Origin of the sequence: Sporolactobacillus sp. STSJ-5 (assembly GCF_024385605.1) — a bacterium.
GTDB lineage: Bacteria > Bacillota > Bacilli > Bacillales > Sporolactobacillaceae > Sporolactobacillus.
Window position 1 is genome coordinate 62,825 of the sequence record NZ_JANFOJ010000001.1, and the last position, 21,623, is coordinate 84,447.

21 protein-coding genes are annotated in these 21,623 nt (G+C 44.7%); 2 read left to right on the forward strand and 19 right to left on the reverse strand.

The window, feature by feature from the left end; translation table 11 throughout:
• Positions 1-2: 2 nt before the first annotated feature.
• From NOM01_RS00380 to rpsU, 7 genes are all read right to left on the reverse strand, one after another.
• Positions 3-962, reverse strand: a complete 960-nt coding sequence (locus NOM01_RS00380; RefSeq protein WP_255745414.1) for a PhoH family protein — start codon at positions 960-962, stop codon at positions 3-5.
• A 126-nt stretch (positions 963-1,088) separates the two neighbouring features.
• Positions 1,089-2,303: a sporulation protein YqfD gene (gene yqfD, locus NOM01_RS00385; RefSeq protein WP_255745415.1), complete on the reverse strand. Its 1,215-nt coding sequence runs from the start codon at positions 2,301-2,303 to the stop codon at positions 1,089-1,091.
• 15 nt (positions 2,304-2,318) lie between these two features.
• Positions 2,319-2,600 (reverse strand): sporulation protein YqfC, encoded by a 282-nt coding sequence (yqfC, locus tag NOM01_RS00390; RefSeq protein ID WP_255745416.1) that lies wholly within the window; start codon positions 2,598-2,600, stop codon positions 2,319-2,321.
• Positions 2,601-2,798: 198 nt separating this feature from the next.
• Positions 2,799-3,257 (reverse strand): hypothetical protein, encoded by a 459-nt coding sequence (locus NOM01_RS00395; protein WP_255745417.1) that lies wholly within the window; start codon positions 3,255-3,257, stop codon positions 2,799-2,801.
• A gap of 29 nt (positions 3,258-3,286) precedes the next feature.
• Positions 3,287-4,291, reverse strand: coding sequence for a flotillin-like protein FloA (gene floA, locus NOM01_RS00400; RefSeq protein ID WP_255745419.1), 1,005 nt, complete (start codon positions 4,289-4,291; stop codon positions 3,287-3,289).
• Between the two features lie 140 nt (positions 4,292-4,431).
• Positions 4,432-4,875 (reverse strand): GatB/YqeY domain-containing protein, encoded by a 444-nt coding sequence (locus tag NOM01_RS00405; protein ID WP_255745420.1) that lies wholly within the window; start codon positions 4,873-4,875, stop codon positions 4,432-4,434.
• Between the two features lie 86 nt (positions 4,876-4,961).
• Complete coding sequence (gene rpsU, locus NOM01_RS00410) at positions 4,962-5,141, reverse strand: 30S ribosomal protein S21 (RefSeq protein ID WP_010025726.1); 180 nt, start codon at positions 5,139-5,141, stop codon at positions 4,962-4,964.
• A gap of 279 nt (positions 5,142-5,420) precedes the next feature.
• Between rpsU and NOM01_RS00415 the strand changes: the two genes are divergently transcribed.
• Positions 5,421-6,341 (forward strand): Na/Pi symporter, encoded by a 921-nt coding sequence (locus tag NOM01_RS00415; RefSeq protein ID WP_255745422.1) that lies wholly within the window; start codon positions 5,421-5,423, stop codon positions 6,339-6,341.
• Between the two features lie 627 nt (positions 6,342-6,968).
• On the opposite strand, the gene mtaB is transcribed toward NOM01_RS00415, so the two are convergent.
• From mtaB to gpr, 11 genes are all read right to left on the reverse strand, one after another.
• The gene (mtaB, locus tag NOM01_RS00420) at positions 6,969-8,324 is read right to left on the reverse strand and encodes a tRNA (N(6)-L-threonylcarbamoyladenosine(37)-C(2))-methylthiotransferase MtaB (protein WP_255745424.1); all 1,356 of its coding nucleotides are present in this window, start codon (positions 8,322-8,324) and stop codon (positions 6,969-6,971) included.
• Positions 8,325-8,326: 2 nt separating this feature from the next.
• Entirely contained in the window at positions 8,327-9,094 is a 768-nt protein-coding gene (locus tag NOM01_RS00425; protein WP_255745426.1) for a 16S rRNA (uracil(1498)-N(3))-methyltransferase, read from the reverse strand.
• A gap of 1 nt (position 9,095) precedes the next feature.
• On the reverse strand, positions 9,096-10,040 hold the full coding sequence (gene prmA, locus NOM01_RS00430) for a 50S ribosomal protein L11 methyltransferase (RefSeq protein ID WP_255745427.1): 945 nt from the start codon (positions 10,038-10,040) through the stop codon (positions 9,096-9,098).
• Positions 10,041-10,102: 62 nt separating this feature from the next.
• The gene (gene dnaJ, locus NOM01_RS00435; RefSeq protein ID WP_255745428.1) at positions 10,103-11,233 is read right to left on the reverse strand and encodes a molecular chaperone DnaJ; all 1,131 of its coding nucleotides are present in this window, start codon (positions 11,231-11,233) and stop codon (positions 10,103-10,105) included.
• Positions 11,234-11,419: 186 nt separating this feature from the next.
• Positions 11,420-13,270, reverse strand: coding sequence for a molecular chaperone DnaK (gene dnaK, locus NOM01_RS00440; protein WP_255745430.1), 1,851 nt, complete (start codon positions 13,268-13,270; stop codon positions 11,420-11,422).
• A gap of 49 nt (positions 13,271-13,319) precedes the next feature.
• Positions 13,320-13,964: a nucleotide exchange factor GrpE gene (gene grpE, locus NOM01_RS00445; RefSeq protein ID WP_255745432.1), complete on the reverse strand. Its 645-nt coding sequence runs from the start codon at positions 13,962-13,964 to the stop codon at positions 13,320-13,322.
• Positions 13,965-13,993: 29 nt separating this feature from the next.
• Positions 13,994-15,028 carry a heat-inducible transcriptional repressor HrcA gene (gene hrcA, locus NOM01_RS00450; RefSeq protein WP_255745434.1) on the reverse strand — a complete coding sequence of 345 codons (1,035 nt, stop codon included), beginning with the start codon at positions 15,026-15,028 and terminating at the stop codon, positions 13,994-13,996.
• A 100-nt stretch (positions 15,029-15,128) separates the two neighbouring features.
• A complete protein-coding gene (hemW, locus tag NOM01_RS00455; protein ID WP_304654706.1) occupies positions 15,129-16,271 on the reverse strand; it encodes a radical SAM family heme chaperone HemW in 1,143 nt (380 codons plus the stop codon).
• The gene (gene lepA / locus NOM01_RS00460; protein WP_255745438.1) at positions 16,264-18,087 is read right to left on the reverse strand and encodes a translation elongation factor 4; all 1,824 of its coding nucleotides are present in this window, start codon (positions 18,085-18,087) and stop codon (positions 16,264-16,266) included. The genes hemW and lepA overlap by 8 nt, the downstream gene beginning before the upstream one ends.
• Positions 18,088-18,262: 175 nt before the next feature.
• Positions 18,263-18,580 carry a hypothetical protein gene (locus NOM01_RS00465; protein ID WP_255745440.1) on the reverse strand — a complete coding sequence of 106 codons (318 nt, stop codon included), beginning with the start codon at positions 18,578-18,580 and terminating at the stop codon, positions 18,263-18,265.
• 79 nt (positions 18,581-18,659) lie between these two features.
• Positions 18,660-19,736, reverse strand: coding sequence for a GPR endopeptidase (gpr, locus tag NOM01_RS00470; protein WP_255745441.1), 1,077 nt, complete (start codon positions 19,734-19,736; stop codon positions 18,660-18,662).
• Between the two features lie 276 nt (positions 19,737-20,012).
• Here gpr and rpsT point away from each other — a divergent pair, with 276 nt between their 5' ends.
• Entirely contained in the window at positions 20,013-20,279 is a 267-nt protein-coding gene (gene rpsT / locus NOM01_RS00475; protein WP_255745443.1) for a 30S ribosomal protein S20, read from the forward strand.
• 132 nt (positions 20,280-20,411) lie between these two features.
• Here rpsT and holA read toward each other — a convergent pair whose 3' ends face one another.
• Positions 20,412-21,440 carry a DNA polymerase III subunit delta gene (gene holA / locus NOM01_RS00480; protein ID WP_255745444.1) on the reverse strand — a complete coding sequence of 343 codons (1,029 nt, stop codon included), beginning with the start codon at positions 21,438-21,440 and terminating at the stop codon, positions 20,412-20,414.
• Positions 21,441-21,623 lie beyond the last annotated feature (183 nt).

The window sequence follows — 21,623 nt, forward strand, 5'->3', positions numbered from 1 at the left end:
AGTCAGTCGCCATATGCTTCAATAATTTTTTGCACAAGCGGATGCCTTACAACATCAGTGCGATTTAAATTAATAAAAGATATACCATCGACATGTTCCAGTAATTCTTTAGCCGTCTTCAGTCCTGACTTTTTTCCCTTCGGTAGGTCCACTTGGGTCACATCACCTGTAATAATCATTTTCGAGCCGAATCCAAGACGTGTCAGGAACATTTTCATTTGCTCCTGAGTTGTATTCTGTGCCTCATCCAAGATGACATAGGCATCTTCCAAGGTCCGCCCTCGCATATAAGCAAGCGGTGCTACTTCAATTGTCCCACGTTCAATTAAGCGGAGTGTGTGTTCCGAACCCAGCACGTCGTGAAGCGCATCGTACAGAGGCCGCAGATACGGATCGACCTTCTCTTTTAAATCTCCGGGAAGGAATCCAAGACTTTCTCCGGCTTCCACTGCCGGCCTTGTTAAAACGAGACGTTTGATTTTTCCCGCTTTCATTGCGGTCACCGCCATAACGACCGCCAAATATGTTTTTCCTGTTCCTGCTGGACCAATAGCAAACACCATGTCGTGTTTTCTGATTGCCTCAACATATTGCTTTTGACCAAGTGTTTTGACACGAATAGGTTTTCCTTTGCTGTTGGTCGTGATTTCATTCTCATATAAGCCGCCAAAGGCTTCCAACTGGCCGTTATCAGCCATTTTGAGCGCATAGACCGCATCTCGCCCTGTAATGGAGATTCCTCTTCTTATCAGGCTCAGAAGCGCACTCAGCACTTGTTCAACTTTACGTGCATCTGCCTCGCTCTCTGCTGAGACACTAACTGATCCGCCTCGCGTTACAATTGAAATACCAAGTGTCTGTTCAATTATTTTTAAATGTGCATCTCCTGGTCCGAAAAGCATCAGCGCTTCGTTTCCATTTTCAAAATCCAGTGTAATTTTATATAAATGGCGTTCTGGCAAGCTCTATGTGTCCTCCTCAAAAATCAGTAGCGTTTCCATCATTTTACCATATCTCGATGTTTAAATTCCAATCCGTTTTGATGTACATCTCCGAAGGCTCGCAAAAGAAAAACGGATGCACGTTTGTCAATCCGTTTTCTGCTTCATTTTTTTCGTCTCTTTTTTTACATCAATTGCTTTAGATTCGGCAATGTTCTCATTCACGACTTGGTGCGTTCGGATATAAAGAGTGTTATTCACGACTTTTTTATAATCGACTGCAGAAGTTATTATTTTCGATTCTTTTGGAAGGCTGTCCAGTAATTTTTTATCGGAAGACTCAATAGCATCCTTGATTGCCTGTTTCTGCGTTAGTTTACGTTCGACTGTCTTCTTTTGTCTGTAGTCTTCCCGAATAAACGCAAAGGGGGTCTTCCAGATCAGAAAACGAATCGGCTTTTTAGTGGTTTCACGATCGTACTGCTTGAAGGGCTTAGACTTGATTCCCCATAGCGGTATCTGTGCCTGCCACATCTTTACTTTATATTTAAAATAAACGTTGCCGGAATAAAGCGTATAATGGCTGACAAGCGGAATTTGTGCTTCTGAATGATACCAAGTTTCCCCGACTACTTTTCCTTTTGCGGAAACAAATCGAGAGAATTTCTCATTTCCAATCTTGCCGCTGACTAATACTTGGCCTTTTTTCACAAATTGGTCGCTTTCAACAACAGGTTGTCCGGTTTCAACAAATAAACGCTGAACAACCGCTTGCTTGGTTGCGACAAGATTTCTTGGCCCTGCAACCGATTTCGGCTTCGGATATTTCTTTTGTACAACGCTGACCTTATAGGTGGTACCCTCCTTTGAAACGCCGATCCATGTCACTTTAGTCAATTTTGTCGACAAGGCGCTTTCAAGATGACCGGTATCTGGAATAAACAGGTCAAGTGATCCCTCATATAAATGATTCTGTTTCAGAATGCTGCGGATTTGCGTCTCCAATTTAACATCTGCGCCGTCAATTCGGATCGACCACACCATGTTCGAAAGGATGAGCAGCAGCAGAATAAAGAATATAAAACCCACTGTAATTCCCAACCGCAGCTTTATTTTCTTCATAAAAAAGGGCAGGCCTGCTTTTCTAAGAATACGAATTCGGCAATCCGAGGCCTTGAGCCACTTCTTTAAAGTATTCGAGTCGGCAAGTTCTATAAAACAAATGAGGGTTGTCTCATTTTTGCGCACAATATGCCATATTTTCACGTGTTCGCGCATACATAGGCGGATAAATTTTTCGGGATCTTTACCAATGATCTCTGCTTTTAAATAGCCCTCTGCACGATGAAAAGTATGCTTCAACCTGCCAGCCTCCCTTCAGTTATCCACAAATCGAACATCATTCACCTGTCCTTGAAGAACGATTTCTTTCTCTAAAATAGTCTCCAGAACAAAATCATCACCCGCAATATGAAGCTCGCCTTTGCTCAGTGCGAGTCTCAGTTCAGTTTTTGAAAACGCGAGAACACTTTCGTAGTTTTCTATGGAGAGACGGAACTGGCCGATTAAGGTTAGACGAGGCACACCCAATACAACATCTTCAGGAATGTCGGACACTTCGGCAAACCATTTTTTAAACTGAGCGCTCCATTTTCTCATGATCTCTCTCCACCTCTTTACAACCTTATGAGCAAAGAATGGCGGCTAGCACTATGAATCTGCCAAATTGCCGAGAAAGTCTGATGAGAGTGTGACCTGGCTACGCCTTATATTATTTTTTTGATCTTTATATTTTCTTAGCTTGTATAACTAAAAAGATCCGTCAGCCATTTCGGCTGCGGATCTTATCGTTATTGGTTAACGTATTCGTTTTTTCACAAAAAAAGGATGCGGTTGAACGGCTCGCGGTTTCCCAATGCATTCTGAAAAAATAAAGGCTTGGCGCAGCGCATCTTGATTCCGGCTCCATCCCGTTCCAGAATTTCCAGATATAGAAGTTCTCGGTGTATCTCGCATCCCGCCTGCTGCTTTTTTGCTAGAAGACTGGTCGATGCGTTTCTTAGTTTCATAATATTGCTTCATGAATTCATTTTCTGCGGGAATATCAGCAGATGCCTGTTCAGTTACCGAATCAGATTTCCGCTGTGCTGTTCTGCTGGGCTCAGAACGTTGTCGTACGGTCCGTTGAACCTGAGGCCGTGCAGTTCCTGACCTTCCGCGTTCCTGACGACGTTTTTGTTCTTCAGCATTTTGCTTTTCAACAGACTTCGCTACATAAAAAACTAACAATATGACGAGTCCGATAACCCAAACCATTGCCTCGCCTCCTTTACGAATCGCAACGGTTACTTATACTCATCGCCTGATGTATTGTCGCTGTTGTTCTCTTTGCCAAACGAGTGACGCATTTCCGTATCTGCTTTGATATTATTGTAATTCATGTAATCCATGACGCCTAATTTTCCCGATTTTAGTGCAGATGCCATGGCAAGCGGTACCTCAGACTCAGCCTCAACAACCTTAGCACGCATCTCTTCGACACGCGCGCGCATTTCCTGTTCATTGGCAACAGCCATCGCGCGACGTTCTTCAGCCTTTGCTTGGGCAATGTTTTTGTCTGCTTCAGCTTGTTCGGTCTGCAGAAAAGCACCAATATTCTTGCCGACATCAACATCGGCAATATCGATTGATAAAATTTCAAAAGCAGTTCCTGCGTCAAGACCCTTTTCAAGCACGGTCTTTGAAATCGTATCCGGATTTTTTAAAACGTCTTTATGAGTATGTGATGCACCAATTGTGCTGACAACGCCTTCGCCGACACGGGCAACAACCGTTTCCTCGCCTGCACCGCCGACTAGACGGTCAATATTGGCACGAACGGTAATTCGCGCCTTGACTTTAACTTCAATACCGTTAATGGCGACGCCGGCAATATACGGTGTTTCGATAACTTTTGGATTGACGCTCATCTGCACCGCTTCAAGAACATTTCGTCCGGCCAGATCAATTGCCGCCGCACGTTCAAAGGTCAGCGCAATATTCGCACGATGTGCAGCAATCAGTGCGTTGACGACACGGTCAACGTTGCCGCCGGCTAGATAATGACTTTCTAGTTGATTTGTATGCAAATCAAGGCCTGCTTTGGTCGCTTTGATCAGCGGATCGATGACGCGTCTTGGAACAACTCGCCTCAGCCTCATACCGATCAATGTAAAGATGCTGATACGAACCCCTGATGACAAAGCCGAGATCCACAGCATCACCGGTACAAAAGTGAAAAGAATGACAATCGCGATAATGATAAGTGCCGCAATAATTAATATCCCAACTGTTGAAGCATCTAATTGCATGTACTCATCCCCTAACTATTCATAATCTGGCACAGCCAGTCTTTACCTGTGTTCACCATACAAAGCGCTTCAAAAAAGAAGAGCTTATGTAAACAAAGCTCTGTTTGCATTTTTTAACAAACAGAGCTTCCTTTTTTCTTTTAACTTAATTTACTGCGCACGATTTTATTGATCATGCTGCCATCCGCCCGGCCTTTGACTTTCGGCATGACTGCTTTCATCACTTTGCCGATATCTGCCTTGGAGGCAGCGCCGACTTCCGAAATTGTTTCATCTATAATGGCCGCAACTTTCTCTTCAGAAAGCTGTTCAGGCATATAAGATTGGACAATTGCAATTTCATTGGTGACTTCATCAACTAGATCCTGTCGCCCTGCATTCTTAAACTCTTGGAGGGAGTCTTTCCTCTGCTTAAGTTCTCGGGCCAGAACCGCCAGTGCCTCGTCATCGGACAATGGTTTACCAAGCTTGATCGATTCGTTCTGCAGCGATGTCTTGATCATGCGAATAACCGAGAGACGAGCTTTCTCCCTCGCTTTCATCGCTTGTTTCATATCTGTAGTCAAACGATCAACAAGGCTCATTTGTAGTGCTCCTTTTTCGATAGTGTCCAAATCGCAGGGAAAATCGCAATCATTTATAAGCAAATTCCCTTTGTTGAACAAATCTCTTAATATCTGCGGCGTTTTTTACGCGCAGCCTCAGATTTCTTCTTACGCTTAACACTTGGTTTCTCGTAATTTCTCCGTTTCTTAACTTCTGCTAATGTACCGGATTTAGAGACCGACCGTTTAAAGCGTCGCAGCGCATCTTCAATCGATTCATTCTTCCGAACTCTTGTCTCGACCATCTTTGTTTCCCTCCCTCCAAAAACGAAAACAACTCAACTGACATCTTTTATGTCAATTGCCATTATATACGATAAAAAACAAATTATCAAATTTAGGAAAGCGTTTTTTCCATACTTCTCTAAAATTATACATTGATCTAATCAATAATTGAGGCTGTTCATTTATTTTTGCCAGTCGGTCTAACCAGCGATTCTTTTTTCAGGTCAATTATTTTGCATAGAAATTTTTTTGTCATTCCTGATTACCCTTGTCCATACAATAGGACGAGGTGATCGACCGTGGATCAGCAGGTTATTCTTTTTATTTTATATATTTTACTTTTTTTATTCGGTATGGGTGTCATGACAGGCGGAATGCATGCATTGGTAGGAAACCGAATGCGTCGAACACTTGAGCGTGCCGCAAGTACGCCATTAAAGGGGCTTGTGATCGGCACATTTGCGTCTATGCTGCTGCAGAGCAGCTCTGCCGTGACAATCATTACTGTCGGCTTAATCGGCGCACAGGCGATGCGCTTTTCGCAAAGTGTCGGTATTATTCTTGGCGCCAATATCGGCACAACCTTGACCGGAGAAATTGCTGCTTTGCCTGTTGGTTCCATTCATTATGTTTTTTTAGGAGCAGGATTGCTCACCATGTGTCTGCCGTTTCGCCGCTTTTTTTCGATTGGATCCTTCCTATTCGGCATCGGCTGTCTGTTTGCATCAATGAACGGCTTCAGTTCTTTATCTGAAACTCTTGTTCAATCGCCGTTTATTCGCGATCTACTTGTCGATGCCAACGAGAGTATGATTTACGCAGTCATTGTCGGCACACTATTTTCGGCGATCATACAATCCAGTTCCGCAACCCTGCTTGTTTGCATGGGCTTTTTAGACCACAATATTTTGTCACTTCCTGCTGCAATTGCAATCATGCTCGGCTCGAATGTAGGCACATGTCTCACAACTTATATTGCAAGTCTCGGAACCGGAAGGGAAGGACGATGGACCGCATATACTCATATTCTTTTCAATGTCCTGAGCGTTATCGTCTTCTTTCCGTTCATTCACTTTATGTCCGACTATTCCATGATGATCGGCGGCACCGGACGAGCAGCCCTCGCTCACGCCTCCGTTCTTTTCAACCTAATCACTGGTTTTATTGCTGTGCCTCTGGCAGGTCCGTTCGGTCGCTGGGTGGAGCGCACCCGATTATAAGAAAAACCGGGCACAAAAACGCCCGGTCCTTAAATCATGCCGGATTTTGATTACGCTCCGGTTGCTCGCATCAACTGAGCGCGACCGCGGGCAGTCCGGGAGCCTCCTCAAGCAAACTAATACCTGCGGGGTCTCCCCTGGCCTGCGATCAACAGAGCCGCTCCGCAGGAGTCTCGCACCTGCGCGTTTGGCTCACAACCTTTGGCTTTGGCGAAAATCATATACTTTCTTTCCTTGTAAGAAAAACCGCGCAAAAGCGCCCGGTCCTTACTTTCACAGGACGTGATGGCTTTCGCGTTGCATACAGGACGCATGCGTATTTAGCGAAAGCTCCTTTATTGAAAGCTCCTTTGCAAATATTGTTTTTGATCATTAACCTTGTGCTTGAAAAGACCGTTCTATTTTCATAAATTATTTTGGTCCTTCATTAAGTTAACGAGTAAAATAAGCAGAATTTTTCCGTCTATTTCTCAGATTGGGTGCTTGCTTGCCTGATCGCCCACCCGTATCCTATGACGTTGATCATCGTACCAGCAAGGAAGAACGATATACTTTCTTTTCTTGTAAGAAAAAAACCTGCCGATTGGCAAGTTTTGATTACAGCAGGTAAATAGATGTGCTTAAAAGTCAGCTTAAACCCATTGCTTCTGAGGGTTCATTTTCCGCAATGCGCACATATACACCTTCATTTATTGGATAGCCTGTTTTTATGAGCTTAACACGGACCAATTTTCCAACAATATCCTTAGATGGATATTTAAATTTCACTTTTAGATAGTTATCAGTAAATCCTACAAAATAACCATCAGGTTCGCGGTGATTCAAGGGTTCCTCCGGAATGACTTCCAGCACTTGATTAAGATACTTTTCTGCATAGTCCGCTGAAAGTTTGGTTGACAATTCAATCAAGCGGTTAACACGATCATGCTTGACTTCATCAGGGACTTGATCCGGCATGCCTGCTGCCGGCGTACCCGTTCTCTGCGAATATGGAAAAACATGGAGTTCTGAGAAATGAAGATCCCGAATGAAATCATAGGTTTCCTGAAACTCTTCATCTGTCTCTCCCGGAAAACCGACAATGACATCCGACGTCAGAGCAAAATCAGGCAGTGCTTCACGCAAGCGCGCAATTTTCTCCGCAAAAAAACCTGTTTTGTATTTGCGGTGCATGCGCTCGAGCACACTGTCCGAACCTGCTTGAAGCGGAATATGAAGATGTCTGGCCAGAATCTTTGATTTGCCCACAACATCAATCACTTCATCAGTGATTTGGCTCGCTTCAATTGAAGAGATTCTCAAACGCTTCAACCCGCGCACATTCTTCTCTAAATCGCGCAGCAGCTGCGCGAAATTGTAATTGTCCATGTCTTCGCCATAGCCTGCCGTATGTATTCCGGTCAGAACAATTTCCTTATAGCCGGCGTCGACCAGCTGCTGTGCCTGCTTCAACACATTCTCAGGTTCGCGGGAGCGTAAAAGTCCACGTGCCCAAGGAATCACGCAAAATGTGCAAAAGTTATTGCATCCTTCTTGAATCTTCAGTGATGCCCGTGTTCGATCCGTAAACTCGGGAACATCCAATTCTTCGTAAATTTTCGCTTTCATAATATCACTTACACCGTTAATCGGTTCCCGATCTTTCCGGTACTGATCAACGAACCCAAGCAAGCGATTACGGTCTTGCGTACCGACAACAATATCTACCCCGGGTATAGACATGACTTCAGCAGGTGAGGTCTGAGCATAACAGCCCGTCACGCAAATAACAGCATCCGGATTGTTGCGAATGGCACGACGAATCGTCTGTCGGCTTTTTTGGTCGCCCGTATTTGTTACCGTGCATGTATTAATGACATAAACATCTGCATGTCTTTCAAATTCAGCACGATCATAGCCGCTCTTCTTAAAAAGCTGCCAGATCGCTTCGGTTTCGTAATGATTGACTTTGCATCCTAAAGTGTGAAAAGCAACAGAGGGCATTTTTAATCATCCACCTCACAATTTAGTAATTCAAAATGATAGGAAATTGCTGACAACAGATAGATTGCTGCCGTCTCGGTTCTCAATATTCTTGGACCAAGTCCGCAAAGTAAAAAGCCATGATCTTCAAGTTTCTTTGCCTCATCGACAGTAATACCGCCTTCCGGGCCGATAACTGCCAGCAGTCGGTCACCTTTACTCATCTTTTTCAATAGAGTGGGAAATCCAGCCTGTGCACCGGATTTAGCCGTCTCCTCAAAAGCAACCATTTTAAAGGGGTAGGAGGTCCCAAGGGCGATCAATTGATCAAGGCCCATTGGTTCGCTCAGCTTTGGAATATACAGGCGATGAGATTGTTCTGCGGCTTCCTTGCTGATTTTCTCCAGACGAAGCCGTTTTTTGTCCTTTTTATCTTTTTTCCAAAGCGCTATTGATCGCTGGGCTTGAAAAGGGATAAAAAGGGAGGCGCCGCATTCCGTCCCCTTTTGAATGATTGTATCAAATTTATCGGCCTTGGGTATGCCTTGAGCAACGGTCACCTGAATGGGAAGCTCAGGATTGTTCGTCATTTTTTGCTTAATGATTGCGCAGACCTGTCCTTCATCAGTGCTCTCAATAGAACAAAGATAAGCTTCCCCTTTGTTATTGGCACAAATAAGCGGATCAGAAGGCTTCATGCGCATCACCTTTTGAATATGACGAGCATCATCACCGGTAATGACAACTTTATTTTCAGTAAAATGATCCTCAGGAATAAAGTAACGCTGCATTTCAATTCGCCTTCTCAGCGACGAGGGCAACCCAGTCACCGGAGTCCAATTCTTCGATCACGCGCAATCCGGATTTAATAAGTGCTTCTTCCACTTGATCTTTTTTCGGTCTGATGATGCCTGAAGCAATAAGTTTGCCATCTTTTTGCAATAGATTTGCGACTCCGCCTTCTGCCAACCGGATCACAAGTTCGGCAAGAAGATTGGCAACAACAATGGTATACTTGCCTTCGACATTGTCAGAAAGGTTGTTGCGGCTGACCGAAACAACATCTTGAACTTTATTCAATTTGACATTAATTTTGGCAGATTGAACAGCTACTTGATCCAAATCCACTGCAGTGACCCTCGCTGCCCCCAACTTTGCCGCCGCAATGGACAATACACCGGTGCCGGTTCCGACATCAAGCACCTCAGCATGTTCAGACAAATATTTTTCAAGTGCCTCAATACAGAGCACGGTTGTCGGATGTGTCCCTGTACCGAATGCCATTCCGGGGTCAAGCTCAATCACCTTTCGATTCGGATCATCCGGTTGAAATTCTTCCCATGTAGGAGCGATATAAAAATGTTCACCTACACGCACCGGTTTATAATACTTTTTCCAAGCGGTTGCCCACTCTTCCTCATTATGCTCGCTGAACGTAAGACGCCCATCACCCATGTCGATATCATACAAAAGAAGGTTGTTCAGCGATTGCTTAATTTCTTCAACCGTTTCTCCAAGAAAGCTGTTGACAGGCAAATACGCTTTTACGTTTACGCCTTCAATCGGATAGTCAGCGGGATCAAGTGAATATTCCGCACCGTCATCGGATTGAAATGTTTTTTGCAGATCCTGAGAATCTTCAATAACGACACCGCCTGCGCCGGCTTCATAGAGAACATTAGTCACCGACTCGATCGCTTCTTCAGTTGTATGAATACAAATTTCCGACCATCTCATCGCGTAAGTGGATTCGCTCCTTGTAGATGTTTCATTTTTTATTCATTGCTTAAAAAGAGTGATCAATCAGCCTTAAATACTTTTTTCATCTTGCCAAGGATGCCTTCATCATCTTCACTTAATTTATTTCCACTAAGTTCAGCAAGTTTCTTGAAAACTGCTTTTTCTTCAGTGGACAGATGCTTCGGTGTGACAACCTTAACGGTGACATGTTCATCGCCTTGACCATAGCCTCTGACATTCTTGATTCCCTTGCCTCTCAGGCGAAATTTGGTGCCGGTCTGAGTTCCTGCAGGAATACGCAGCTTCACGTTTCCATACAGAGTCGGTACTTCGATTTCATCGCCAAGTGCTGCTTGGGCAAAATTCAAAGGAACATCCAATAAGACATCATCACCGGCTCGTTGGTAATATTTATGCGGCTTGACACTGAATACAATGTACAGATCTCCTGACGGTCCTCCGTTCACTCCTGGTTCACCATGACCGGATAAACGAATCTGCTGGCCGTCGTCAATACCCGCAGGAATCTTGACTTCGATCTTTTTGTTCACTTTCATCTTGCCTGTGCCTGCACAAGTTCCGCATGGATTCTTAATAATCTTGCCGGTGCCGTGGCAGTACGGACAAACGCGTCGATTCACAATACGTCCAAACGGTGTATTCTGTTCCTGATTCAATTGCCCGGTACCGTGACAATGAGAACATTGTGCCGGCTTAGTACCCGGCTTCGCACCGGTTCCGTGACAAGTCGTACATGTTTCTTCCTTCGGTATCCGGATATCGGTAGTTTTGCCGAACGCGGCTTCTTCAAAGGTAATTGACATCTCGTATTGCAGATCCGATCCCTGACGCGGAGCATTAGGATCACGGCGTCTCGAACCGCCGCCATTAAAAATTTGATCAAAGATATCGCCGAACCCGCCAAAGTCGGCACCGCTGAACCCTTGAGCTCCGCCAAAGCCTCCTTGATTCGGGTCTGCCTCGCCAAATTGATCATACTGCGCTCTTTTTTGAGGGTCACTTAAAGTCTCGTAGGCCTTTGTGACCTCTTTAAATTTTTCCGGCGCATCCGCATCTTTATTTACATCGGGATGGTATTTTCGTGCCAGTTTTCGAAACGCTTTTTTAATTTCATCCTTCGAGGCGTCTTTATTTACGCCTAGGATTTCGTAATAATCCCGCTTACTCATCAAATCACTCCCGAAATGATTTCACATAGAGTTTATCATATCATTCGCTTGACTGCTTAAGCAAGAAAAAGCCAAAGCCAGAAACCATGTCCGACTTCGACTTTCTCACAAAAAATTGCTTTCAGGCTTAATCATGGAAGCTGCAAAGCGCTCCGTTGAACAGATCAATAACTAGCGTATGACTGATCAGTTCTTTTTGTTCTTGTCTTTGTCCTCATCATCGACTTCTTTGTAGTCAGCATCAACAACATTGTCGTCGTCCTTTTTACCGCTAGCTGAGCCTTGAGCACCTTGAGCTTGTTGTGCTTGCTGTGCCTGTTGGTACAACTTAACAGAGAGCTGTTGAACGATTTCATTCAGTTCATCTTTTGCAGCCTTGATTGCTTCATTATCTTTGCCGTCCAATGCTTTTTTCAGCTTATCCTTAGCTGCCTCTGCTTTTGATTTCTCAGAAGCATCAACCTTATCGCCAAGGTCTTTCAGTGTCTTTTCCGTCGCAAAAATTAATTGGTCTGCTTCATTACGGAGATCAACTTCCTCTTTACGCTGCTTATCTGCATCGGCATTTGCTTCAGCATCCTTAACCATCTTATCAATTTCTTCGTCGCTTAGACCTGAAGACGATTGAATCGTGATGGATTGTTCCTTATTCGTACCTTTGTCTTTTGCTTTAACATTTACAATACCGTTTGCATCAATTTCGAACGTTACTTCAATCTGCGGAATGCCGCGTGGAGCCGGCGGAATATCAGTCAATTGGAAACGTCCAAGCGTTTTATTATCCGCGGCCATCTGGCGTTCACCTTGAAGCACATGGATATCCACGGCCGTCTGGTTGTCCGCTGCCGTTGAGAACACTTGCGATTTGCTTGTCGGGATCGTTGTGTTGCGATCGATCAATTTCGTGAACACACCGCCCATTGTTTCAATACCAAGTGAAAGCGGAGTAACGTCAAGCAGTACGACATCCTTAACATCGCCGGTGAGAACGCCGCCTTGAATTGCCGCTCCGACGGCAACAACCTCGTCAGGGTTTACACCCTTGCTTGGTTCCTTGCCTGTCAGGTTCTTGATTGCTGCTTGAACAGCAGGAATACGAGTTGATCCACCGACGAGAACGATTTTGTGAATATCGTCCATCGTCATATCTGCGTCGGACAATGCCTGACGAACAGGACCCATCGTCGATTCAACGAGGTCTGCAGTCAATTCATCGAATTTCGCACGTGAGAGATTCATTTCCAAGTGTTTCGGACCGGTTGCGTCAGCAGAGATAAATGGCAGTGAGATTTGAGCCTGTGAAACACCGGAAAGCTCTTTCTTTGCTTTTTCAGACGCATCTTTCAAACGTTGCAGCGCCATTTTATCACCGGAGAGGTCAATACCGGTTTCCTTCTTAAATTCACTGACTAAATAATTGATAATGCGTTCGTCGAAATCGTCGCCGCCAAGTCTGTTGTTTCCGGCAGTTGCTTTAACTTCGAAAATGCCGTCGCCTAGTTCAAGAATAGATACGTCAAACGTACCACCGCCAAGGTCGAAAACAAGAATCGTCTGATCTTCGCCTTTGTCAAGACCATAAGCAAGCGATGCTGCCGTTGGTTCGTTGATAATTCTCAGAACTTCGAGTCCGGCAATCTTACCGGCATCTTTAGTTGCCTGACGTTGAGCGTCATTAAAGTAAGCCGGTACCGTGATAACTGCCTTTTCTACTTTTTCGCCAAGATATGCCTCAGCGTCTGATTTCAATTTTTGAAGAATAATTGCTGAGATTTCCTGCGGTGTATATTTTTTACCTTCCGCCTCAACCTTATAGTCCGTACCCATATGACGTTTGATCGAAAGAATCGTATTCGGGTTAGTTACTGCTTGGCGTTTTGCCACTTCACCGACCTGACGTTCGCCATTCTTAAAAGCAACAGCAGAAGGAGTAGTACGCGCACCTTCCGGGTTAGGAATAACGACCGGTTCGCCGCCTTCCATAACTGCCACACAAGAGTTTGTTGTTCCTAAGTCAATACCAATAATTTTACTCATGTTCATTTCCTCCTAATATTTAAAAAACATTAAGTTTGAACCGTCTAAATCAAGAGCTGACCTTCACCATTGCCGGACGTATCACTCGGCCATTAAGTGTATAGCCCGCTTGAAGCACCTGTATAACTGTGCCTGATTCATGCTCGCCGCTTTCTTCCTGCATCACGGCTTGATGTACGTTGGGATCAAACGGGTGATGCAAAGAAGGAATTTCTTCAACGCCTTCTTTTTTAAGCGCGCTTTCCAATTTCGACAAAACCATTTCCATTCCCTTTTTTAAAGCCTGAGCATCTTCAGACACAGCTTCGACTGCAAGTGCACGTTGAAAATTATCAAGCGTCTCAAGCATATCAGAGACAAGTTCCTGAGCCCTGAACTTGCGTGCATCTGCTTTTTCTTTGCTCGTGCGTTTACGAAAATTATCAAAGTCTGCTTGCGTTCTGAGCCGCTGATTCGTCGCTTCGTCTGCTTGCTTTTTCAGCTTATCAATTTCCGCTGTCTGCTCAGCAATTTTCTTCAAGAGCACATCAGTATCCGGAGTGGCTTTGTCAGTACTCTCGGCGTCAGCACTTTTCGGATCACCTGCGGAATTGGCCGCCGCAGCTTCGGCGGTTTCACCCTCAGTCTGCTTTTTTTTCATTTCTTCTGTTTCTTCGTTTGTTTTGTTTGTTTCTTTATTTGCCTGCTCTGTCATAGGCTCACCTCCTGAAAGTAATGAAAGAACTAGCGATCATGCCGCTCTTGTTTATTAAGATTCTCGGTCAGCAATTTGGAAACCATGTCAATCAGTGTGATAACACGCGGATATGCCATTCGTTTCGGGCCGATCACCGCGACCGTTCCTAGGTGCTCGCCTCCGACCGAATAGGTAGTCGTAATCAAGCTGCAGTCCTCAATGCCATTCAGTTTATTCTCGCGTCCTATGCGAATATGCAAGCCATTGGACGGCATACTCATTAATTCGCGAATGAGCTCTTTTCCTTCAAGCACGTCTAGAAGCGGTATGATTTTATCAACATCCTGAAATTCCGGCTGAGCCAGCATATTGTTTTTTCCGCTATAAAAAATCTGCTCCGGATCACTAATCGTAAGACTGTTATTCAACAAAGTCATGACGCGCTTGTAATCGCGAACATGCTCGCGAAGCACACCGGAAATCTCAGCATTCAAACGGCTTTGGAGTTGATATAGCGGCACCATGTTCAGCTTGTCATTCAAAATGTTGACTATTTTTTCAATATCATCCGCATTGATTGATTTGGGGATTGCAACGACTCGATTTTCCACATGGCCGGTATCGGTTACGATAATCAGAACAGCTTGATTCTGATTGAGCTTAACCATCTGAATGTGTTTCAGCTTCATTTCCAAAAGTTCGGGACCAAGCATGATCGCCGTGTAATTCGTGAATTCGGAAAGAATCTTAGCCGTCACACGAATCAGTTCCTCGGTCTCGGAAAGTCTCTCATGATAGGCATGACGTATATTTCCAAGCTCGTCATCGGAAAGCAAGGCCGGCGACAACAAATGATCAACATAAAAACGATAACCCTTTTCCGACGGCACTCTCCCGGAGGAGAGATGTGTTTTCTCAAGATAACCCATCTCTTCCAGATCTGCCAGTTCGTTTCTGATCGTTGCCGGGCTGAATGTGACATCTTCCCTCTTAGCAATGGATCGCGAACCGACCGGCTCTGCAGAGACAACATAGTCATTAACCAGTAATTGCAGCAAAAACAATTGACGATCAGTTAACATCTCATGGATCACCTCTGTTAGCACTCGTTCTTCCTGAGTGCTAATTCTACATTAAAATTTACCAACTTCGTTCCTGTTTGTCAAATGTTTTAGGACATTCTTAAGAAATTAAAAAGGCTTCAAAAACATTGTTTCCTAAAAAAACACCTTTTTGAGTCAATGCGAGCCGGTCGTCCCGCTCATGAAGCAGGCCCTGTGCCTTTAATTGTTCTATTTCTTTGCCATATATTTGCTCAATCGGTCGACCGAATTTTTCATTGAAGTGTTCGATACTGACGCCTCTCATAAGACGAAGTCCGAGAAACATTTCTTCCTCCATTTTCTCAGTAACTGTTACTTCATGCTCGGAGACTCTCGCGTTCCCTTGTTCACGAACATGCTCAATATACTTTTTCACCGGGCCGGCATTGGCATAGCGAACACCCTTCCAATACCCATGTGCACCCGCTCCAATACCGTAATATTCTTCATTGTGCCAGTACATTGAATTATGAATGCCTTCATAACCCGGCTTTGCAAAATTACTGATCTCATAATGATGAAGTCCATGTTTCTCAAGCTCCAAGATAATTTGACCGTACATGTCGGCTTCAATATCTTCTCCGGGCAGCTTCAGACTTCCGCTTTTCATTCGATTATAAAAAATAGTTTTCGGCTCAAGCTGGAGCGAATAAATCGATATATGCGGTGTTCCAAGGCTTAAAGCGCGTTCCAGTGACTCATGCAGAACGGTTTCAGTCTGTCCCGGCAGTGCAAACATCAAGTCAAGTGTAATATTATCAAATCCATGTTCTTGTGCAAGCCGAATTGCATTCTCCGCATCTTTTGCTTCATGCGCCCTGCCGATTTTCTTCAGCAGGTGATTGTCAAAGGTTTGGACACCGACACTGAGCCGAGTGACACCAAATCGTTTCATAATCTCCAGTTTCGCTTCATTTAAGCTCTCCGGATTCGCTTCAACCGTAAATTCTTTAATCGACGGACTCATTAAATAGTGTTTAATATCAATAAAAAGCCGTTCAAATTGTTTTTCATTAAGTGCGGTCGGTGTGCCACCGCCAATATAGATGGTCTCAGGCAGCCCGTCCGCTCCATAGCTCCGCATTTCCAAAGCGAGTGCGTCCAAGTAATCGTCAACCGGCTGATTTTTCATAAACACCTTATTAAAATCGCAGTAATAACAAATGTGGTCGCAAAAGGGGATATGGATATATGCCCCGCGTCGCACCTGGCGGTTAATCATCATGACTCATCCGGAACACAGACATGAACGCTTCCTGCGGTACTTCGACACTGCCGACCGCTTTCATCCGTTTCTTGCCTGCTTTTTGTTTCTCAAGCAGCTTGCGCTTACGTGACACATCGCCGCCGTAGCACTTAGCGAGCACATTTTTTCGAAGGGCTTTGATCGTTGATCGAGAAATGATCTTCTGACCAATCGCCGCCTGAATCGGCACTTCAAATTGCTGGCGCGGAATCAATTCTTTCAACTTTTCAACAATCGCTTTGCCGCGGTCATAAGCGAATTCTTGATGCACGACAACCGAGAGCGCATCCACTTTTTCACCGTTGAGCAAAATATCCATTTTCAACAAATCACTCACGCGATAGCCGTCCATCTCGTAATCCAGCGAGGCGTAGCCTTTCGTGCTTGATTTAAGGATATCAAAAAAGTCGTACATAATCTCAGAAAGCGGCAGATCATAAATCACATTCGTTCGATTGGCATCGAGATATTCCATTGTTTGGAATTCCCCACGTTTTCTTTGACAAAGCTCCATAATGGCACCAACGTAGTCATTCGGTGTCATTATTGTTGCCTTGACATAAGGTTCTTCAACCTCAGCGATGTATTTGCGCTCCGGCATTTCCGATGGATTACCCACGCGTACACTAGAGCCATCAGTTAATTTAACATTATAAATAACACTTGGTGCTGTCGCGATCAAATCAATGTTGAATTCGCGTTCCAATCGTTCCTGAACAATATCCATATGCAGCAATCCGAGAAATCCGCAACGGAAGCCAAAACCGAGTGCTTCTGATGTTTCCGGTTCGTACTGCAACGCGGAGTCGTTCAATTCAAGTCGACCGAGCGCCTCTCTCAGATCTTCATATCGAGCCGTATCAATCGGATACAGTCCGCAGTACACCATTGGGTTCATCTTACGATAGCCTGGCAGTGGCTTGTCCGCGGGGTGCTCAGCATGCGTCACCGTATCGCCCACTTGCGTATCATGAACGGACTTTATAGAAGCTGTAAGGAAGCCAACGTCTCCAACGGATAATTCTTCGCGATTTTCAATCTTCGGCGTCGAAACACCGACCTCCAGTACCTCGAATGTTTTTCCGTTCGCCATCATTTTAATTTGATCGCCGACACGAACGGTTCCTTCGACGACACGGATATACACGACAACACCGCGATACGCATCATAGAGCGAGTCAAAGATCAGCGCTTGAAGCGGCGCATCCGGATCACCGGCCGGCGCAGGAATTTTTTCAATAATTTGAGCGAGAATTTCATCTGTTCCAATCCCGGTTTTTGCTGACGCAAGGACCGCATCGGATGCATCGAGACCAATCACATCTTCTATTTCCTGTTTCACTCGGTCAGGGTCGGCATTCGGCAGATCAATTTTATTAATAACCGGGATAATCTCCAGGTTGTTTTCTAAAGCAAGATAGACATTCGCCAAGGTCTGCGCCTCAACGCCTTGCGCTGCATCCACAACAAGCAGCGCACCTTCGCATGCGGCAAGGCTTCGTGAGACTTCATAAGAAAAGTCGACATGCCCTGGCGTGTCGATTAAATGAAAGATGTACGTCTCGCCGTCTGGCGCTGTATAATTTAATTCAACCGCGTTCAGCTTGATTGTAATTCCGCGTTCACGTTCAAGATCCATCGCGTCTAGCGTCTGCGCCTTCATTTCTCTTTGCGTAAGCGCTTGTGTCGCTTCCAATATACGATCGGCCAATGTTGACTTGCCATGATCGATATGAGCGATGATTGAAAAATTACGGATCCGCGATTGACGCGTTCCTTGTTTCTCTGACATAATTGTTCCTCCTGCTTCCAAAAAACATCACTTAATCTCGATTATATCAATCCCGAAGGAACGTTTCAATGAAGAACCCAAAAGCTTACATCAGCTGAGTTTCTCTTGAGGCAAAGCTTCTGATAAAATGAAAAACCGGTCAGGATTCCCGACCGGTTCGGCATGCAGATGATTATCATGAAACAAAGATTTGGATCAAGCCGTCAACAAACGCTGCAAGCGCACTGACTCCCCACAAGAAAAACCGCTGCACTTTATCGGACAACGAATATCCTTTTTGTTCAGAGATACCATTGACCTCTTCACTTTTCGCAGGATTTGGTAAAGAATCCAATTTATTTTGAGGAATCACAATTTGTTGTTCATGGCTAGCCGTACTCGTTGTTTCAGCCGTCTGGGGCTGCTGCGCGTCGCGAACGGTTACCGCACCGTAAAGTCCGCATATGAGAAGCACCAACAATACGACAAAACATTCAATAACAAAGCGTTTCATTTGTTCGCCGCTCCCTTCGCCTTAGGGCTTGTCCTTTGTTCGTTGCTTCATCTTATGCCGGATCGCAGCAAATCATGTATTAATGTGTAAAATGTCCAACATTCTTTTGATTCACCTGATGATGCAGGGCTGCGTTCAATCCTTCAGCGATCACATTGCCCATTTTTTCAATAAAAAAGTCAACTTCTTTTGGTGTCACCATCATCTGAGTTCCGCTCGCCCCAAGCGCTTCGCGAATCAATTGTGCTTTTTCTTCTTCGCTCAGCGTGCCGACCATGCCAAGGAATGCCGCACGCTTCTCCTTACTTGGCAAATTTAATTTTTTGTAATCTACTTTTTCTCCAAAAGACATCCAAGAAGGCGCAAGCGACTTAGATGGCTTTGTATCGCTCATTTCCCGTTCAAAGTGGCGAAGAAGCAGATCAAGTGAATCGCTCGTTATCGTTACCGCATCAACGACAGTCGGTACGCCAATTGCGATCACCGGAATTCCTAAAGTCTGCATACTCAATTCTTTACGATTGTTGCCGACTCCCGAACCAGGATGAATTCCGCTGTCAGCAACTTGAATCGTCGTATTTACCCGCTCAATCGCGCGTGCCGCCAACGCATCAACTGCGATCACAAAGTCAGGTTTTGTTTTCTCAATGACGCCAAGAATAATATCGCTTGTCTCGATACCGGTCACGCCCATTACCCCAGGAGTTAAAGCACTGACAGGACGATAGCCGGGCTGGACATTTTCCGGCTGAAGATCAAACAGATGCTTGGTAACAAGGACATTCTGCACGACACTCGGCCCCAGTGCATCAGGGGTGACCTTCCCATTTCCTAAGCCGACAAGGAGGCAGCTTGCATCGTCCGCGATAGACAACTGCTTCAGAAATTGAGCAAAATACTTAGCGAACACTCGCTCCATCTTACCCTCAATTTCCGTATCCGCCGAGCGAAGCTCCTGGGCCTCAAAGGTCAAGTAAGTTCCCGGTTTTTTATTCATTGCCGCAGCAGCCTGCCGATCAATAGTCATCGAGGTGATTTTTATACCGGATTCCTTATTTTCTTCGCTGTGCAGACCTTGTATTGCCGGTCTCTTCTCGCTTTCTTCAATCGCAAGGTCAGTACGGACCGCAAACTGTTTGACGTCCAAATTACCCATAGGTTAAAGTCTCCTTTACTTTTGCTAAAATCAACGAGCAGATGATGAAGTCGCGTAGATCGACATTTAATATCTTTTAAAAGGATGTTCATTTGTGCTTTTTTCATTCATTCATTGCAAAAGGCTGTAGCCTTTGATACAATACAGTTTGTCAGAATGAATCTCTGCTCATAGGAATAGAGGCTTTATCAGCCTATCGTTTATTTATATAGGAACGTGATTATTTCGGCGGAGTTAGTATGATGACCGGGAATTCATGATTTGGAGGTGAATCGAATGCCAAATATTAAATCAGCAATTAAACGTGTAAAAACGAGCGAAGCGAACCGTCAGCACAATGTGCAGTACAGATCCGCAATGCGCACAGCGATTAAATCATTCAACACTAAGATTGAAGAAAAAGATGTTGAAGGCGCAAAGGTCGCTTTTGTTGCTGCAACGAAGAAGGTCGACAAAGCAGCAACTAAAGGCTTGATCCATAAAAATAAAGCTGCTCATGAAAAATCAAGACTGTCCAAGAAATTGAACGGTTTAGACGCCTGATTATTAAAACTCTTGCTCAGCAAGACTTTAGTGCAGACAGAAGAATTGGCGCAGGTGCACCTGCGCCAATTCTTCTGTCTCTTTATTTATTAAAACGGCTTGCTTGAAAAAGCAGGCCGTTTTTGTTGTTTATTAAGCTGTTTTCGTAGAGATATCGACGATTAACAGCTCAAGCGCCAGCACTTTATCTGCTTGTCCTGTCTTGATCTTAAAGTCCGTTTCCGAGCATTTTTCGAGCGCATGCTGCAGCACTAGGGCATCAAAAAGCCGTGTCTGCTCCAATGCCAATTTTACTGCGTAGGGATGAACACCAATTTTACCAGCAATATTATTCTGAGTATAACCTGCTTTCTGATAATATCCTGCCTGATAGACAATACGAAACTGCCGCTCCAAAAGGGCAAGAAGCTTCAAGGGTTCCTCTTTCATTCGCACAAGCTCATGAAGCAATTGCAATGCTTCGGCCGTTTTTCTATGCATGACTTGATTTACAAGCAGAAAGACATTTGTTTCAAGAGATTTTGACCCAATCTCCTCAACCACCTGTGCATCAATCGGTCGATCTGCTCCGCAATAAAGCGCGCATTTGCCAACCTCATTAGCAAGCTGGCCAAGGTGCGGACCAATCGCAGCCATTAACTGTTCATGTCCTGCCTTCGTATACCTTGCACCATGTTGAGCGGCAACATTTTCAAGAATGGCGAAGAGCGTCGTATCCGTTAAGTGAGACAGTTCATAAACAACTGCTGTTTTTTCAAGCTTCTTTACAATTTTTTTTCGCCGGTCCAATTTTTCATAAGGGGCGATAACCATCAACACCGTACTTTCAGCGGGATGTTCCATGTATTGTTCCAAACGGTCAATTTTTTGTTCCATCTTCGTTTTTGTTCGTTCACCGGTCAAAAAGTAGGCATTATCCATGATTACGACTTTCTTTTCGCCGAAAAACGGAATCGTTTCCGCATCTTCTACTGCATGTTCAAGCGGGACCTCAGTCATATCATATCTTGAATAGTTGAAATCACGTTCCTCGTCGTTTAGTGCCTCTTTTGTAATGTTGCTCTTCATCAATTGGATGAGAAAATCCTGTGTCCCGAACAACAGATATACCGGTGCAAGGGGCTTGCTGATTGATAAGTTTGCTGATTTAGGCACTGCCATCTATGTAATCATCCTTTGTCTGCGAATTATCCGGAGCTTGAGAAGTGACGCTCGCATATCTTTACTTTACCGTCCGGTTGCCCTATTGACAAGCTTCTTCTTTTACACGACCTTTGATTGAAAGACCGCGATACGCATTGTTTTCTTTCCGAACGTAAAAAGAAAGCGGCTGAAAGCCGCTTT

What these genes read in the sequence shown, in the direction of transcription:
- grpE (WP_255745432.1), bottom strand. Translation starts at nt 13,964, where the DNA reads ATGACAGAGCAGGCAAATAAAGAAACAAACAAAACAAACGAAGAAACA.
- holA (WP_255745444.1), bottom strand. Translation starts at nt 21,440, where the DNA reads ATGGCAGTGCCTAAATCAGCAAACTTATCAATCAGCAAGCCCCTTGCA.
- NOM01_RS00405 (WP_255745420.1), bottom strand. Translation starts at nt 4,875, where the DNA reads ATGAGCCTTGTTGATCGTTTGACTACAGATATGAAACAAGCGATGAAA.
- NOM01_RS00465 (WP_255745440.1), bottom strand. Translation starts at nt 18,580, where the DNA reads ATGAAACGCTTTGTTATTGAATGTTTTGTCGTATTGTTGGTGCTTCTC.
- dnaJ (WP_255745428.1), bottom strand. Translation starts at nt 11,233, where the DNA reads ATGAGTAAGCGGGATTATTACGAAATCCTAGGCGTAAATAAAGACGCC.
- prmA (WP_255745427.1), bottom strand. Translation starts at nt 10,040, where the DNA reads ATGAGATGGTCGGAAATTTGTATTCATACAACTGAAGAAGCGATCGAG.
- floA (WP_255745419.1), bottom strand. Translation starts at nt 4,291, where the DNA reads ATGCAATTAGATGCTTCAACAGTTGGGATATTAATTATTGCGGCACTT.
- rpsU (WP_010025726.1), bottom strand. Translation starts at nt 5,141, where the DNA reads ATGGTCGAGACAAGAGTTCGGAAGAATGAATCGATTGAAGATGCGCTG.
- NOM01_RS00395 (WP_255745417.1), bottom strand. Translation starts at nt 3,257, where the DNA reads ATGGTTTGGGTTATCGGACTCGTCATATTGTTAGTTTTTTATGTAGCG.
- hemW (WP_304654706.1), bottom strand. Translation starts at nt 16,271, where the DNA reads ATGATTAACCGCCAGGTGCGACGCGGGGCATATATCCATATCCCCTTT.
- mtaB (WP_255745424.1), bottom strand. Translation starts at nt 8,324, where the DNA reads ATGCCCTCTGTTGCTTTTCACACTTTAGGATGCAAAGTCAATCATTAC.
- hrcA (WP_255745434.1), bottom strand. Translation starts at nt 15,028, where the DNA reads ATGTTAACTGATCGTCAATTGTTTTTGCTGCAATTACTGGTTAATGAC.
- rpsT (WP_255745443.1), top strand. Translation starts at nt 20,013, where the DNA reads ATGCCAAATATTAAATCAGCAATTAAACGTGTAAAAACGAGCGAAGCG.
- yqfC (WP_255745416.1), bottom strand. Translation starts at nt 2,600, where the DNA reads ATGAGAAAATGGAGCGCTCAGTTTAAAAAATGGTTTGCCGAAGTGTCC.
- NOM01_RS00425 (WP_255745426.1), bottom strand. Translation starts at nt 9,094, where the DNA reads ATGCAGCGTTACTTTATTCCTGAGGATCATTTTACTGAAAATAAAGTT.
- gpr (WP_255745441.1), bottom strand. Translation starts at nt 19,736, where the DNA reads ATGGGTAATTTGGACGTCAAACAGTTTGCGGTCCGTACTGACCTTGCG.
- lepA (WP_255745438.1), bottom strand. Translation starts at nt 18,087, where the DNA reads ATGTCAGAGAAACAAGGAACGCGTCAATCGCGGATCCGTAATTTTTCA.
- dnaK (WP_255745430.1), bottom strand. Translation starts at nt 13,270, where the DNA reads ATGAGTAAAATTATTGGTATTGACTTAGGAACAACAAACTCTTGTGTG.